General features: G+C 59.9%; 10 protein-coding genes, 2 tRNA genes and 2 rRNA genes. 4 read left to right on the plus strand and 10 right to left on the minus strand.

Going from position 1 to position 15,828, the window contains the following annotated elements; all coding sequences use genetic code 11:
- Positions 1 to 18: 18 nt before the first annotated feature.
- Positions 19 to 522 carry a DNA recombination-mediator protein A gene (locus tag Q6L55_06280; protein MEN9258321.1) on the plus strand — a complete coding sequence of 168 codons (504 nt, stop codon included), beginning with the start codon at positions 19 to 21 and terminating at the stop codon, positions 520 to 522.
- Between the two features lie 97 nt (positions 523 to 619).
- On the opposite strand, the gene Q6L55_06285 is transcribed toward Q6L55_06280, so the two are convergent.
- Positions 620 to 1,243: a hypothetical protein gene (locus Q6L55_06285; GenBank protein ID MEN9258322.1), complete on the minus strand. Its 624-nt coding sequence runs from the start codon at positions 1,241 to 1,243 to the stop codon at positions 620 to 622.
- Positions 1,244 to 1,252: 9 nt separating this feature from the next.
- On the opposite strand from Q6L55_06285, the gene surE reads away from it, so the two are divergent.
- Together surE and Q6L55_06295 are read left to right on the plus strand one after the other, a co-directional pair.
- Positions 1,253 to 2,071 (plus strand): 5'/3'-nucleotidase SurE, encoded by an 819-nt coding sequence (gene surE / locus Q6L55_06290; GenBank protein ID MEN9258323.1) that lies wholly within the window; start codon positions 1,253 to 1,255, stop codon positions 2,069 to 2,071.
- An 11-nt stretch (positions 2,072 to 2,082) separates the two neighbouring features.
- On the plus strand, positions 2,083 to 2,607 hold the full coding sequence (locus tag Q6L55_06295; protein MEN9258324.1) for a GNAT family N-acetyltransferase: 525 nt from the start codon (positions 2,083 to 2,085) through the stop codon (positions 2,605 to 2,607).
- Here Q6L55_06295 and Q6L55_06300 read toward each other — a convergent pair.
- Together Q6L55_06300 and Q6L55_06305 are read right to left on the minus strand one after the other, a co-directional pair.
- Positions 2,604 to 3,584, minus strand: coding sequence for an ABC transporter ATP-binding protein (locus Q6L55_06300; GenBank protein MEN9258325.1), 981 nt, complete (start codon positions 3,582 to 3,584; stop codon positions 2,604 to 2,606). The two genes, Q6L55_06295 and Q6L55_06300, sit on opposite strands and share 4 nt — an antisense overlap.
- Positions 3,585 to 3,618: 34 nt before the next feature.
- Positions 3,619 to 7,992 carry a translocation/assembly module TamB domain-containing protein gene (locus tag Q6L55_06305; GenBank protein ID MEN9258326.1) on the minus strand — a complete coding sequence of 1,458 codons (4,374 nt, stop codon included), beginning with the start codon at positions 7,990 to 7,992 and terminating at the stop codon, positions 3,619 to 3,621.
- A gap of 270 nt (positions 7,993 to 8,262) precedes the next feature.
- Here Q6L55_06305 and Q6L55_06310 point away from each other — a divergent pair, with 270 nt between their 5' ends.
- Complete coding sequence (locus tag Q6L55_06310) at positions 8,263 to 9,399, plus strand: pentapeptide repeat-containing protein (GenBank protein MEN9258327.1); 1,137 nt, start codon at positions 8,263 to 8,265, stop codon at positions 9,397 to 9,399.
- 12 nt (positions 9,400 to 9,411) lie between these two features.
- On the opposite strand, the gene Q6L55_06315 is transcribed toward Q6L55_06310, so the two are convergent.
- The 7 genes from Q6L55_06315 to Q6L55_06345 form a co-directional block, all read right to left on the minus strand.
- Positions 9,412 to 10,077, minus strand: a complete 666-nt coding sequence (locus tag Q6L55_06315) for a Ycf66 family protein (GenBank protein MEN9258328.1) — start codon at positions 10,075 to 10,077, stop codon at positions 9,412 to 9,414.
- Positions 10,078 to 10,140: 63 nt separating this feature from the next.
- Entirely contained in the window at positions 10,141 to 10,263 is a 123-nt protein-coding gene (locus Q6L55_06320) for a photosystem II reaction center X protein (protein ID MEN9258329.1), read from the minus strand.
- A gap of 65 nt (positions 10,264 to 10,328) precedes the next feature.
- A complete protein-coding gene (locus Q6L55_06325; GenBank protein MEN9258330.1) occupies positions 10,329 to 11,528 on the minus strand; it encodes a pentapeptide repeat-containing protein in 1,200 nt (399 codons plus the stop codon).
- Between the two features lie 163 nt (positions 11,529 to 11,691).
- Positions 11,692 to 11,808: ribosomal RNA gene (rrf, locus tag Q6L55_06330) — 5S ribosomal RNA — on the minus strand.
- 59 nt (positions 11,809 to 11,867) lie between these two features.
- Positions 11,868 to 15,467: ribosomal RNA gene (locus Q6L55_06335) — 23S ribosomal RNA — on the minus strand.
- Positions 15,468 to 15,569: 102 nt separating this feature from the next.
- Positions 15,570 to 15,644, minus strand: a tRNA-Ala gene (locus Q6L55_06340).
- 5 nt (positions 15,645 to 15,649) lie between these two features.
- A tRNA-Ile gene (locus tag Q6L55_06345) sits at positions 15,650 to 15,723 on the minus strand.
- Positions 15,724 to 15,828 lie beyond the last annotated feature (105 nt).

Below are 15,828 nucleotides of genomic sequence, written 5' to 3' on the forward strand. Positions count from 1 at the left end.
CCATCGGGGAACCCAGCCTTGCCTGCGACGTTTGACCCCCCCAAGATAGATGAATTCCTGGCCGAGCTGGCGGCGATTCAGCAGACGGGTCCGAAACGCATTGCCCTACTGGGGTCGCGGCATGTGCCCATTACCCACCAGTATTTGATCGAGTTGTTGGCCTATGCCCTGGTGTTGGCGGGCAACCGGATTCTCACGTCCGGGGCGACGGGGGTGAATGCGGCGGTGATTCGCGGGGCGATGCGCGCTGACCCCAATTTGCTCACCGTCATCCTGCCCCAGAGCCTGAGCAAGCAACCCCCGGAATCCCAGGAGCAGCTCAAGCAAGTCATGCACCTGGTAGAGAAACCGGAAAACGACCATCTTTCCTTGGCGGAGGCGAGCACCCTGTGCAACAGCGAAATCGTCGCCCGCTGTCAGCAGTTGGTGTGTTTTGCTTTTCACGACAGCCACACCCTAATGATGACCTGTCGCGAAGCGGAAGAGCAGCGCAAAATTGTTACCCTGTTTTATTTCGACTGAATGGACGCCCAGACCCGCCAGGACCTGGGGTGGCTGGTAAAGGTGTTGTTCATTGCTAGCCTGCTCAGTGGGGGCATCAAACTGCTGGGGCGCTGGGTTACTTGGGGGACGCCGCCGGTGTGGGTGCCTTTGGCGGTGGTGCTGGGGACGATAGGCGCGGCGGTCGCGGTGTTGACCTGGTGGGCTTGGCGTGATACCCCCCCGCCAGGGTCAGCACACAGGTCATCTGAGGACGGCGCGCACAGGCCACTCCCGCCACCCGAAACAGGGGATTGAGGAGGTTGGTGCGGTTGGGACCCTGGGGCTGACCCTGGTCCAACAGCCAGTGGGTGACAATGGCGCGGGCGTCGGTTAATCCCTGACTACGATTGGCGCTGGCGTGTCCTTCCCATTGCCCATAGCGCTGCAGCTGCTCGGTCAAGGTGGTCACGGTGAAGGGTTGAGGGATCAGGCCCCGGGCTGCTTGATCCAGGGCAGGGACGCGCCGGAGTACGGGCAAGGGTTGGATGTGCCGCAACCAATGCTGGACAGTCACCAGGCCCTGACCCCCTTTGCTCCACTGACCTAGATGTTCGGCATAGCGGGGTGGGTCCCGACGTAAGCGATTCACTTCCGTCAGCAGGTCCCGTGCCAGCCGTACCTCCAGGGGTTGCGCTCGGACCGCCGCCTGGCTGCACACGAACAGGACGCTAATTTTGATACAGTAGAGCCGCAGTCCCATGTCCCGACCATGCGTCTTTTGGTCAGCAACGACGACGGTATTTTTGCCCCCGGGTTGCGGGCCTTAGCCAATACCCTAGCGCAGGCCGGTCACCGGGTGACGGTGGTGGCCCCTGATCGGGAACGATCCGCTACCGGGCACGGCCTGACCCTGCACAAACCCTTGCGCGTCGAACCGGTCACCGGCTTTTTCCACGACAGTGTGACGGCCTGGGCCTGCACCGGTACACCAGCCGATTGCGTGAAACTGGCCCTGGGCTGCCTATTGGACCACCCCCCCGACATGGTGTTGGCCGGAATCAACCAGGGGCAGAACCTGGGCACCGACATTCTCTACTCCGGCACCGTATCAGCGGCCATGGAAGGGGTGATCGAAAACATCCCCGGCGTAGCCCTGAGTTTAGCTAGTTACACTCAGCCGGAATTTGGGGTGGCCAGTCGCTTTGCCCGTGCCCTGATTCATCACCTGGAACAACATCCTTTGCCCCTGCCGTTGCTGCTCAACGTGAATATTCCTGCTGTGAGCGCCCAGGAGATTGCCGGGATTTGTATCACCCGCCAGGGCGTACGCCGCTACTGCGACCAATTCGACCAACGCACGGACCCCCGGGGCCGCACCTATTACTGGCTGGCGGGCACCGCCATCGAAGATGAACCCGACCCCCCCGCCGATGCTCCCATCCACCACTGGCCTACCGATGTCGCCACCGTGAGAAGTAATAAAATTAGCATTACGCCACTGCAGTACAATCTCACCCATCCGGCGGGGTTAACCACCTTGGCGGACTGGCCGGGCTGGAGCGACGGTTTATACTGGCTAAAGGATTGAGGGACAGGTGGGTGTTCTGGAAGGGGCTATTTACCGGTGCGGCGAATGCGGAGGCGCCAGCGGGGGTAGGGGAGCGGGAAATCCTGCTGACGGAATGGACGACCCCCCAGGGAGAGCGGCTGCCGATTTACTTCAGCACCACCCGCGACATTGACGTGTTTGCCCTGGAGGCCCTGTGCGATGCGGTGGGGTGGGCTAAACGGCCCCTGCGCAAGGTCCGCAAAGCCCTGGCCTATAGTTTTCTGGTGGGGTCCCTGTGGTTAGAACGACAACCCCAACGTCGCTTGATTGGCTTTGCCCGGGCCACCTCCGACCACGCCTTTAACGCCACCATCTGGGATGTGGTCATTCACCCGGAGTTCCAGGGCAAAGGTCTCGGCAAGGCGCTGATGCGGCAGATGATCCGGGAGTTGCGCCGGCAGGAAATCAGCAACATTACTTTATTTGCCGACCCCCATGTGGTGTCGTTTTACGAGGAGTTGGGGTTTCACGCCGATCCGGAGGGCATCAAGGGAATGTTTTGGTACCCCAGTTAAGCCCCCAGCGCCGCCAGTTCCGCATCCTGGAGTGTGCGACCCGTGGCAGCCAAATACACATCATCCAGGCTGGGCTGGGACTGCATCAGACTAAAAATCGGCAACCCCAGGGCCGTGATTTTTTCGCGGATCACGCTGAGGCCATCGGGGGTGGGCTGAATCACCAGATTTAGGGAATTGCCTTGGGCCGGGTTAATAATCACCTGCCGAACAAACGCCAACTGTTGCAGGGCCTGCCGAGCCAATTCCGCCTCATCCCGGGGCGTAAATTCCCGCACCCGCAGGGTTACCCGTTCTCCCCCCAAAGCGGCCTTCAAGGCGACTGGCGTATCGCAGGCGATCAGTTGCCCCCGGTCCAAAATCGCCACCCGGTCCGCCAGGGCGTCCACCTCCTCCAGGTAATGGCTGGTGAGAAAGACCGTTGTCCCCTGGCGGCGCAGAGTGCGCAGGAAATCCCAGACCACCGTGCGGCTTTCGATGTCCAAGCCCACCGTCGGCTCGTCCAGCACCAGCACCTCCGGTTGGTGCAGCAGGGCCATGGCCAAATCCAGGCGTTTTTTCATCCCCCCGGAATAACCCCCCGTGCGCCGGTCCACCCAGTCCTGGAGTCCCAGCAATTCAATCACCGTCTCGATGCGCTGGCGGGCCACCGCCGGGGGCAAATGATAAATATCGGCATGCAATTGCAGCAGTTCCCGCCCAGTTAAGACCTTATCCAGCGCCAGTTCCTGAGCCACATAGCCCAATTTTTGTCGCACCTGCCGGGGATGATCCAGCACCGACAGACCCGCTACGTAAATTTCCCCCTGGTCCGGGCGGCTGAGGGTACACAGGCAGCGGATCAATGTGGTTTTGCCCGCCCCGTTAGGTCCCAGCAGGCCAAAGAGTTCCCCTGCGGCCACATCGAAAGACACACCCCGCAGGGCCTGCACCGGGCCATAGCTTTTGTGAACGTTGCGCACCTCAATCAGCGCCATGGTGGCTCCCCCAACGCTCCGTTCCCCACTATAGCTAAAATTGGGTGCTGTACTCGATGAGCAGGCGGTTGTCCCCGTCGGACGAAAGCGACCCCCGCAGGCGCAACTGGTCGTTCACCCGGTAGCCCAAGGTCATCTGGGACAGGTTGGGTTCGCTGACAGCATTACCCACACTGGCGAACATCTGCAGGAAGGACGCGGAAAACCGGTGGATGTCCAGACGCACCTCCCCTCCCAAAGCCAGAGCTGATTGCTGTACATTGCGGCTGCGGTCAGGAAGGGCTGGCAAAACGGCTGGGAAGAAACGCCAGGCAATGCCACCAAAATCCGTCTCGTGGGCCCGGGAAATCTGGTTAAGCAGCGTCTGGCCGGCCACCGTGGTCAAGAACAACTGGGCAGCATCGTTGCCCGACTGACCGGAAAAGCCCCCCAGCAGGGCAATGATCTGCTCCTGGGTGCGCCGGGGACTGCTGGTGAGTTCCAAGCCTTGAGGCAATCGGCTGGCCCGACCCATGACCTTCGCCTGCACCCGTACGGTTTCCAGCCCTTGCACCCGCTCACCTACGGCAATCGGCACTTCGTTGGGGAAACGCGCCCGCCGCTGGATGGCTAGACCCTCTAACTGGCTAGCCCCCTGGGTGACGGTGGAGGTCAACTGCAGGTCCAACTCCGGGTCAAACCCGTAGCGGGGGTCGAATACCACCCGGTTGGCGTAGGTACGGTCCAGGCGAAAGCGGGTGAGAAATAAATTGACCTCTCCCCGTTGCAGGGTCAGGGTTCCCTGGGGCCGGGGGTTGACGACTGGACCGTTGAGGGTCAAGGTTCCCTGGGCCACCACATCTAAATTGGGCTGGCGCACGACCCGCAAATTAGGCCCCAACCGGATGTGCAGGTCACGGAACTCAGCAGATACTCCCCTGGGCAAGCGGGTGGTGCCATGGCCGTTCACGGCTCCCCCCAGCACCAGGTCCGACAGAAAAACCTGCCCTTGGCTCAGGTCAATCACTCCCCCCACCGCCGGTTGCCGAGCTGTACCCGCCAGAGTGATGGTGGCGCTGGCTTGCCCCTCATAGATATTCCTTTGGGCAATGCGGGCCGGCAACAATGTCAGGGTCAGGGGCCGACGCCTATCCGGGTCCTCCGCCGACAAGGGCTGGCTGATGGGCAAAACGCCGTTTAAGGTCACCGTTCCCCCATTCAGCTGGGCTTGCAGGTCTTGAGCCGCCAGTCGGTCCCCCAGGAAACGAATTTCCCCCCTCAGGTTCTCCAGGGGTTCGGCTAGGCCGTTGACCGCCACCCGCGCCCCTTGGAATTGTGCCCGGCCCCTTAGGCGAGGTTCGCGCCACGTCCCCACCAGGTCCACCTGCACATCCCCACTCCCCCCTAACCACTGCACCCAGGGCGTTAGGTTGTTGACTAGGCGCAACCCACTGTCCCGTACCTGCACGCTCAACTGGATCTGGTCACTGCTGGGTTGGACGATGCTCCCCGGCCACACCCAAGGCAATAGGCCACTGGCGCGCACCGGTTCCACCGCCACTGTATCCTGGAGTTGCAGTTCCGCCCCAAATCGGAATTGCCCCTGGCCATAGCTGAAACTGGTGCGAGCCGTTGCGATGGGGGTATCATACCAAGTGCCATCTTCAAGGGCGATTTCCCCCTTGGCTTGAGGATCGGCGGCGCTGCCCCCGAGGGTCGCACTACCACTGATCCACCCCGTCGGGCTCCCCGGAACCGGCAGCAGGCGGGTGAAGTAGGTTACGGGCAAGCGGGTAAGTACCAACTGCCCTCGTTGCTGTGGTCCCCCCACTGTGCCACTGAACAGAAGTTGCCCGTCCCCGTGCACCAGTTGCAAGGGTTCCAAAAACCATCTCCCGTTTTGCAGCGTGCCCTCGTAACGCCCCTGCACCGTCAACCGCTCCGCCCGGTACGGCCCCCAGACCCAATCTCGGCCCTGGAGGGCAAACGTCGCCGTTAACTCACCCCGGTGATTGCCCGTCAGGGTTGCCTGCCCCCGCCAGCGTCCCTGCCATTCCCGGACATCCGGCAACCCCAAGGCCTGCTGCTGTTCGGTGAGGTAACGCTGCACCTGGGCCTGCACCTGGTTAAAAATTGCCAGTTGGGCATCCAACGGCCCCTGGGGTTGACCCACCGGCGTCACGGGCAAATCCGCCGCCCCTGCCGGTTGTTCGGTCAACAGCACCGGCACCAGGTCCTGCACGGTTGCCTCTACGGCTTCGATTTGGGCTTGCCAGTGCAGCTGAGGGCGCAACTGAGCTTGGCCACTGAAACGATAGCGGCTGCGAGCCTGGTGCAACTCCCCCTCCATCAACTGCAGTTTCCCATCCCGCCAGCGGAATTGTCCCGCCAGTTTCGTGGCCACCAGGTTACCCCAGCGGGCCTGGTCCACCTGGAGTTGCCCAACTGCCCGTTGTTGCCGGCTATCCCACAGCGCCGTCCCCTGCAAAGCCCCCTGGACCAACCCCCCGCTAAAGAGGGTCAGAGGCACACCCCGGAAATTCACCGCCAATCGGCCATCCCGTCCCTGGCCCTGGATCAAGGCCGTTCCCCGCTGCACCGTCAACGTTTGGGGAATCGGTCCCGGCGGCAGGGTCAGGGCAATCCGGTCTTGCACCCCCCGTAGGTCCAACCGGGCCATACCCCCTGGCGTCCAGACCACCGGCCCCCGTAAATAGGGTTCAAACTGCCAGTGGTTGAGGCGCAGGCCCGCCAGGGTCACTTCCCCCTGCAGCCGGGGTTGCGTCAAAAGCCCGGTTAGCCGCCCTTGGAAATCCACCTCACCCCGCAGGGCCAATTCCGGGGGTAACGGTAGGGGCAGGCGTTGCAAAGCGTACCGTTGTACCCGCAGTTGTACATCCAATCCCCCCGTGGCCAGGTGCACCGCTCCCCGGGCCTGCCATCCCCCTCCTGTCGCATGCAAACGTAGTTGGTCTCCCTGCCACTGCAACCGGCCTTGCACGGGCACCGGCATCTGGGGAGCGCGAAAAACGGCCTCCACCTGGGGTTGTTGCAGCGTCCCTCCCAGTTGTCCCTGCACCATCACCGTCCCGACGGGCACTGGCCAGGATAGTCCCTTGGTCAACCGCTCCGGCTGCGCTTGCCCCTGGAACTGGATAGCCAAGCGTTGCCGCCCCTCCAGACGGCCACTCCCTTGGAACTGGGCACCCGGCAAGCGCACGTCCAACCGGGCAATATCCAGTCTTCCCTGGCTTACTACCACATCGGCACTGGCTTGATCGACCTGGGTTTGAGGTAAGTGCAGTCCCCCTACAGTCTGCAACCGGCCCCGGATCAGGGGTTGGGCAATATCTCCTGTCACCACCCAGTGGGAGGCCACCTGCCCCCGTAATGGTGTGGACCAACCCAACTGAGCACTCACCCGTTCCAGGGCAACCGGCGCTACACGGGCGGTTAAATCATACCCCCGGTCAAAGTCGATCTGGCCGGTGACCTCCGCCGCCATCCCCGCCCATTGCAGTTGTCCCTGGGTCACCTGCACCCCCCCTGGCGTTAGTTGCAACTGGGCATCCACTTGGGGTGACACCATCGGCCACTGGGAAGAGCGCACCACCCATTCCCGGAGTTGTACCGGTCCGGCCACCTGGGGACGTTGGCCAGGCTGCCATTGCACCGTCAGGTCACCACTGATGCGTCCCCGTTGCACCTGCGCCGGCAAGGTCACATAACCGGTCATCAAGTCCTGCACAGGTTTAGCCGGTAGCTCCTGGACTTGGAGGCGAGCCGTCAGGAGGGTGTTGGGGATTTGCCATTGCCCGGTCAACCACACCTGCCCCTGCTGAGGTGTCTGGGCCTGACCCTGGAATTCCCACCGGTCTTCAGCGGGACGTAAACGGGCCTGCACCTGTGCATAGGTTTGAGCTTGGCGCGTCCACCAGGGCACCAGGGTCACCCGCCCCCCCTCTATCGCCACCTGGGTCAAACGCACCTGCACCGGCGATTCCCGTTTCTGGGGGAGGGTCACCCGCACCCACCGCCCATCGGCAGACTGGTGCAACAGCAGTTCCGGTTGCCGTAAGCGCACCTGGAGTTCTAGACGCCCCTGCTGTACCCACTGCCAGGGGGAAAACTGCACCTCAATGGCCTGCACCTTCAGGTAACTAGGGTCCGTTGCCGTGGCCGGTATCGCTGACGGCCCAAACTGCACACCGGTCCAGCCAAGACGTTTCACCTGTCCCAGGCGTACCGGGCGGTCTAGCAGATAGGTTAATTCCTGGGCTATCAGGGGCGCTAACCGTTCACCGATGAAGTAATTGCCTCCCCACCACAACCCCCCGGCCGTCCCTAGGGCTACCGCGCTTCCCACCCACCAATGCCGGTGTCGTTGCCAGTGGTGCAACCCCTTGGTGAGCCACATCAACCCAAACATAAACCTAGGACCTGCGGGGAGTAAAGGTGGTCTAAAGTTACCATAGCCGATCGCCTCGCCCTTGCCCAATAGCAATTGCCCTGTGCTGCCAAGACCGCCAGCCGTTGGTCGAAGTTCCCCCTGGGAGACAAGTCCCCATCCCGGCCCCGGCGGAATTTGTGTAGAATGGCACCAAGCAGGGCGATATTAGGGATTTTTACGGTTGTATCTTTGTCAGCTATCCTTGTGAGCCATGCCGACTAACGGACTGGGCATCGGAGCGTCAACCCCATGAAGGTCCCTAACCTGTTACAACTGGCACGCCAGGGGGATCCCGATGCGATTGCCGCTCTGATGACCCAAGCTCTAGCGCCCCAGGGGATCACCGCCCAAGCCAAACGGCGCCAGGGTTGTTTAGAAGTGGTATTGACTGGTAATCCGGCACCGGACCAGCGCTATTGTTTGCAGGTCATTCGCCAGGGACTAATGCGACTAGAGGTGCCCACCATTCGCACGGTCAAGGTTTATGGCATGCGCACGGGGGAAACCTTCCCGGAATGGATGGAGGTCTTCGGTTTAGATGGGGCACCGCCCGGGCGACGACCATCCCCGGTTGTCCCCCGCCCCCAGGCAGAAATCAAAGATGGGGTTTACCTTCCGGCTAGCCCCCTACACCTGACCAGCGATGAAGTGGACATTCCCTTAGAAACCTTTGCCCAAGAACTCCTACGACGCTATCAAAAGGGCGTGCGAGATTTTACCGGCGTCAAGTTGATTCAGGCGTCCTTAATGGATGCGGTGTTAGACGAAATCATCCTGCAAGAGGCAGATCTAAGCCGGGCTATATTGCGGCGCAGCAAGATGCGGGGAGCCATTCTCAAAAACGCCAACTTTTCCGGCGCCAATCTGATCGAAGCCGACCTGACGGAAGCGGATTTGACAGGCGCCCACTTTGGCTGTATAAAGCTAGGGGGTCAAGCCGTGAATAATTTAGTCGGTGCCGCCGTTCCCGTCAGTACCAACCTCAAGAAAGCGATACTGCTGCGGGCCAACCTAACGAACGCCGATTTCAGCCGGGCCGTTTTAGAACAGGCTTGTTTGGATGAAGCCAATCTCACCGGTGCCATCCTTACCCGCGTCAATGCCAAGGGCTGTTCGTTTGTAGGGGCCACCTGCAACCGGGCGGACATGAGTTGGGCGACCTTCGAAGGCGCCAATTTCACCGATGCCAACCTCAGCCGGGTCAACTTGAAGCGGGCCAACCTGGTGGGGGCCGATTTAAGCCGAGCCAACCTGTGGTACGCCGACCTCACCGAAGCCAACCTTATGCGGGCCAATCTCCATCGGGCCAACCTTACAGGGGCTAAATTAATGGGCACCCAAATGCCCGATGGGCGCATTATGTTTGACAAGCGCTACACCGGTTGAGGTGTCCATCCCCTACAGATCGTCGTCATCGTCAAAGTGAGCCGTGTTATCCCATTCCACATCGGGAGTCTCGGTTCGCGACCGGCGGGGGGGATATTGGGGGCGAGGACGCCGCGACCGGCGCGCAGTGGTTGTTGTCAGCATAACCGTCTCCTCCCGGTCCGTATCCCGTTCCGAGCTGCGGTAACGGGTACCGGTTTCCTCCTGGATAGCTGCCCGCTCCGACTGGGGCAGTTCCGCTTCCCACTCATCCACCGAATCAATCACAACCTCATTCCGGCGACGGGGACGGGGTGGTTCCCTGTAGTCCTCATCCCGCTGGCGGTAGGCGGCTGTTTCGGCATACTCCCGATAGGCCGGTGAACGACTCCCTTCCCGCGGGCGACGGGGTGGCATTTCCCGGGTGCGGGGCGACGGCGTCTTACTGCGCAGGACTAAATTTTCCCACGTCAGAGCAATCAAGGCCCCCACCAACAACACCTGTTGAAAAATCAACCCGAAGTTCAGCAGGTTGAAATCCACAATGAGAATCAGGCCACTGATGAGAGCAATCAGGGCATAGACCACATCCGAGTCCCGGCGCAAGGCTGGCCGCAGACGCCCTAGAAAAAAGAGCAGCACGCCACCCGCAATCAAGACGATGCCAAGAAAAACCGGAGCGGGAAAACCAGTACCCACGAGTGACTCCTTCTGTAGCTAAGGCCCAACAGCCGACCTTGACCCTATTTTAGCGATTCGCCTCTAGGAAGACCGCCGAATCTTGTCCTTTTGGCTGACAAACAAAAGCGCTGCGGTGACAGGAATGACCACCACCACCAGCCCCGCCAACAAGCTGTAGAAAAAATTCACCAAACTCGGAGTCATAGGCCACGACCAATAAACGGTTGCTCTTGCTATCTTAACCTAACCGGGATGGTTGGCACGGTTTGTCACAGCTTCGGCAAGCGTGCCCCCTTCAGATTCGCCCCAACCGGCCTAGCGTGCAAGCGAGCCTGGCGCAGGTCCGCCTCACTAAAATCAGTCCCATCGAGCAGGGCATCGATCAAATCCGCCTGCTGGAAGACGGCCCGACTGAAGTTAGCCCCCCGCAGGTCGGCCCGGTGCAGATTCACCATAGTCAGTTCTCGCCGGCTCAAATCCACCCCCTGGAGATTACAGCCCGATAGGTCTGTGCGATGCAGTTTGACGTCCGTCAGAACCGTCATCCGTAAATCCGTGCCAGCCAGGTTAGCTCCCGTTAGATTGGCATTGGTCAGGTTGGCGCCCCATAACTGGGACCCCCGCAGGTCTGCGCCGGTAAGAATCGCACCACTCAAGTTCGCCCACGTTAAATTCACGCGCCGCAAATCGGCGTCGGCCAAATTGCAGTCCGTCAGTATCGCCGAACTCAAGTCCGTCCAGCCCTCGTCCCCATATAGGTCTGCCCCCTGCAGTACAGCTCGGTTCAAAATCGCCGCACTCAAACAGGCCTGCCTTAAGCATACGCGGCCCAGTTCAGCCTCCGTTAGATCAGCCCGGATCAAATGGGCGCCGGTCAAATCCGCTCGGTATAGGTCAGCGCGAGTAAGATTGCAACCGGTCAAATCCGCACCCCGAAGATTAGCCCGGCTTAAGCCCACCCCACTCAATTCACCCCGCACCAGGACCGCACCTGCCAGGTTTGCCCCCCCTAAATCCGCCCCGGCCAACTGCACCCGCGCCAGGTAAGCCCCTTGCAAATCGGCCCCGCGTAAGTTACAGCCGGAGAGGGTCGCCCCATTCAAACTGGCCTGGCGGAGATTTCCGTCGCGGAGATCGGCCTCCGTAAGATTGGCCCCATCCAACTGGGCCTGAAACAAACTGACTCGCGCCAAGTTAGCTTCCACCAGATTAGATCCCCGTAAATCCGCTTCGCTCAAGTTGGCCTGCTGCAGATTCACCCGCACCAATTCCGCATGGCGGAGATTAGCCTGGACCAAATTCACAGCCACTAATTGGCCATAGCAGAGGTAGGCCCCTTGCAAATTTGCCCGGGCGAGAAACGCCTCATTGAGGACTATCCCCTCCAACAGTTGTCCGGCCAATTGCACCTGGGAAAAGGACCGCTTACCGGCGTTATAGGCCGCTTGCAATTGCAACAGGGGTGACATAAAGCCAGTTTGGAGTCATCTCACGCCGGTGCTTACATCCATTCTCTATAGAAACACCGATAGCGACAAGTCTCCTGAAACCTGTAGCAACCAGTCCTAGCAAATGTACCTCCCCAAACAAGACCCCCCTGAACGCGAAGTCCAGAGGGGCCTAGGAAGCTTTTCCTGGCATCGTGCTATTTTCGCAGGCAGTTGCCCACCTACTATCGTCGCCGCTGCGGCGTTTCACCTCCGAGTTCGGGATGGATCGGCGTGGTTCCACCGCGCCATAGACACCAGGAAAGGGAAAATTAACATAACCGAACCCTGAGAACTGCATAGGGATAGATAGTCACACCAACAGACAAGGGGTACGGTCTGTTAGGACATCTCGGCTGAACGCATTACTGCGCTTACACCTGATGCCTATCAACAGGTAGTCTACCTGTGACCTAGGAGCACTCATCTTGGGGTGGGCTTCCCACTTAGATGCTTTCAGCGGTTATCCACTCCGCACATGGCTACCCTGCGTTTACCGTTGGCACGATAACAGGTACACCAGCGGTGCGTTCCTCCCGGTCCTCTCGTACTAAGGAGGACTCCCCTCAATGCTCCAACGCCTGTACCGGATATGGACCGAACTGTCTCACGCATGCGACCCCCGTATCACTACGGGCATGGACTATACCTTCATCCTGGCTCTCACTCACTAACGAGCACAGGAGCCGACGTTTGAACACCCTGACCAGCAGGGGTTCTCGACTTACGCTTGGGAGTTGACCAAGCCTAGGTCTCAGTCTCTACGGGATTAGGATGTGCCGTACACGCATAAACTCCTCCACTTGGCTGGACTTAATCGTGCGCCGCTTGGAATCATTCAACTCCTCAAAGCGGTCCACCTTCCGCGCCAAGTCCAAGAACTCCTGAGGCGTCAACCGCGCCGAGTGCTTCAACTCCGCCACGATTTCCAGCACCAAGTCACATTGTGGCTGCTTAAGACGGACATAAGGCCGCAATTGCTGCAGTACCCGCTCTACCGCCCAAACCTTCACCACACTGTACTCACTCATCCCATCCTTGCGCTCCCGGATGTGGCCCACACCCAACATAGACTGCAGCCATTCCAGGAACGCCCGATGCTTCCGCTTTTGGAAGAACGTGATACTTGGACGGATCTGGTACCCCAACCGGTAGTCCTTGCGACGGACCAGTTGGACATTAATGCAGCCATCCCCATCCAAAAAGCCAGCAATGTAACTCCACACCTCAGGAGTCGTCATGGTACGGGCATCCTACTTACCCTCGGTATCGCCTTACCCGGGCGTTCGGTAACCCAGATAAGGTTCCACCGATTTTAGTCGGTTTGCTACTCCACATCACTGTGGAGTGACGCAATGAGTTACGTTCTGAACCCAGCTCACGTACCGCTTTAATGGGCGAACAGCCCAACCCTTGGGACCGACTACAGCCCCAGGTTGCGATGAGCCGACATCGAGGTGCCAAACCTCCCCGTCGATGTGGACTCTTGGGGGAGATCAGCCTGTTATCCCTAGAGTAACTTTTATCCGTTGAGCGACGGCCCTTCCACACAGCACCGTCGGATCACTAAGGCCGACTTTCGTCCCTGCTCGACTTGTAGGTCTCGCAGTCAAGCTCCCTTCTGCCTTTGCACTCTACGGCTGATTTCCGACCAGCCTGAGGGAACCTTTGCGCGCCTCCGTTACCTTTTAGGAGGCGACCGCCCCAGTCAAACTGCCCACCTGAAACTGTCCCCTGCCCGGCTCACGGGTCAAGGTTAGAATCTCAGCCTGCTCAGAGTGGTATTTCACCGTCGGCTCCATGCCCCCCGCAAGGGGCACTTCTCAGCCTCCCACCTATCCTACGCAGAGCAAGCCAAAACCCAATCCCAGGCTACAGTAAAGCTTCATAGGGTCTTTCTGTCCAGGTACAGGTAGTCCGCATCTTCACGGACATGTCTATTTCGCCGAGCCTCTCTCCGAGACAGCGCCCAGATCGTTACGCCTTTCGTGCGGGTCGGAACTTACCCGACAAGGAATTTCGCTACCTTAGGACCGTTATAGTTACGGCCGCCGTTCACCGGGGCTTCGGTCGCCAGCTTCGCTTGCGCTAACCGGCTTCCTTAACCTTCCGGCACTGGGCAGGCGTCAGCCCCTATACGTCGTCTTACGACTTAGCGGAGACCTGTGTTTTTGGTAAACAGTCGCCTGGGCCTCTTCACTGCGACCTGCTTTCGCAGGCACCCCTTCTTGCGAACTTACGGGGCCATTTTGCCGAGTTCCTTAGAGAGAGTTAGCTCGCGCCCCTTGGTATCCTCTACCAACCCACCTGTGTCGGTTTCGGGTACAGGCGTGTGCTTAACGGGGTTGGGCTTTTCTCGGGAGTCTGACGTCAGCCACTTCGCCGCCGTAGCGGCTCGGACTCGCGCCTCGGCTCAGGGCGTTTTCGCCGCCCCTCTTCGCGTCGGACACTTGCACGGGTAACCAACATCCCGCTGGCTTAGCCTCCTCCGTCCCCCATCCCAATCCGCACACGGTACGGGAATATTAACCCGTTGTCCATCGACTACGCCTTTCGGCCTCGCCTTAGGCCCTGACTCACCCGCCGCGGACGAACCTGCCGGCGGAACCCTTGGGTTTCCGGGGCATTGGATTCTCACCAATGTTTTCGCTACTCAAGCCGGCATTCTCACTTCCGAGCAGTCCACACCTGCTTCCGCTGATGCTTCACCCCACTCGGAACGCTCCCCTACCACAGTTGCCTGTCCACAGCTTCGGTACATGGCTTAGTCCCGTTCATTTTCGGCGCAGGAGCGCTTGACCAGTGAGCTATTACGCACTCTTTCAAGGATGGCTGCTTCTAAGCCAACCTCCTGGTTGTCTGTGCACCCCCACCTCCTTTGCCACTTAGCCATGATTTGGGGACCTTAGCTGGTGGTCTGGGCTGTTTCCCTCTCGACGATGAAGCTTATCCCCCACCGTCTCACTAGCCACCTCAACGGTTGGTATTCGGAGTTTGCCTCGATTTGGTACAGCTCTCGCCGCCCGCACCGAAACAGTGCTCTACCCCCAACCGGTATGGTGACCGCTGCGCCTCAACGCATTTCGGGGAGAACCAGCTAGCTCCGGGTTCGATTGGCATTTCACCCCTAACCACAGGTCATCCGCCGATTTTTCAACATCGGTCGGTTCGGACCTCCACTTGGTGTCACCCAAGCTTCATCCTGCCCATGGTTAGATCACCCGGGTTCGGGTCTGTAAGCCCTGACAAACGCCCTCTTCAGACTCGGTTTCCCTACGGCTTCGCCATTTCCGGCTTAACCTGCCAGGGACTTACAAGTCGCCGGCTCATTCTTCAACAGGCACGCGGTTAGCCGTTTTAATCGGCCGCCCACTGCTTGTAGGCTGATGGTTTCATGCTCTATTTCACTCCCCTGCCCGGGGTTCTTTTCACCTTTCCCTCGCGGTACTGTTCCACTATCGGTCACTCAGGAGTATTTAGCCTTACGAGGTGGGCCTCGCAGATTCACACGGGTTATCTCCCATGCTACTCGGGATCCGGCTGGGCCTTCGACGCTTTCGACTACAGGACTTTCACCTTCTCTGGTGTGCCATTCAAACACTTCGTCTAGCGCCTCCGGTCCCGTGGTGCCGTCCCACGACCCCAGATGGCAAGCCACCTGGTTTAGGCTGCTCCCCGTTCGCTCGCCGCTACTAGGGGAATCGCGGTTGCTTTCTTTTCCTCCGGCTACTAAGATGTTTCAGTTCGCCGGGTTCGCTCGCGTCGGCCTATGGATTCAGCCGACCGTCTATAGGGTTGCCCCATTCGGAGACCTCCGGATCATCGCTTGCTGCCAGCTCCCCGGAGCGTTTCGTCGGTAGCCACGTCCTTCATCGCCTCTGAGTGCCAAGGTATCCACCATCAGCCCTTGGATCCTTGTCCATTGGTGATGACTATCTAACGCTATGCAGTTGTCAAGGTTCGGTACTGGCGCTCGCGCGTCCAGCAGTTTGCGTCTATCCCGCAAGTGCTGAACACGACATCTGGTGGAGGTAAGCGGATTCGAACCGCTGACATCCTGCGTGCAAAGCAGGCGCTCTACCACTGAGCCATACCCCCCCGAGTGGGCCATCCTGGACTTGAACCAGGGTCCTCACCCTTATCAGGGGTGCGCTCTAACCACCTGAGCTAATAGCCCTCGCCCCGGACAAAATAGGCTTGGAAGTACAGCCAAAGGCTAAACCCCGATTGACCTCGGGATGACCACCTGCCACAACGAAACTCACGCCCAAAACTCGTTGCT

Origin of the sequence: Gloeomargarita sp. SRBZ-1_bins_9 (genome assembly GCA_039794565.1) — a bacterium.
Lineage (GTDB): Bacteria > Cyanobacteriota > Cyanobacteriia > Gloeomargaritales > Gloeomargaritaceae > Gloeomargarita.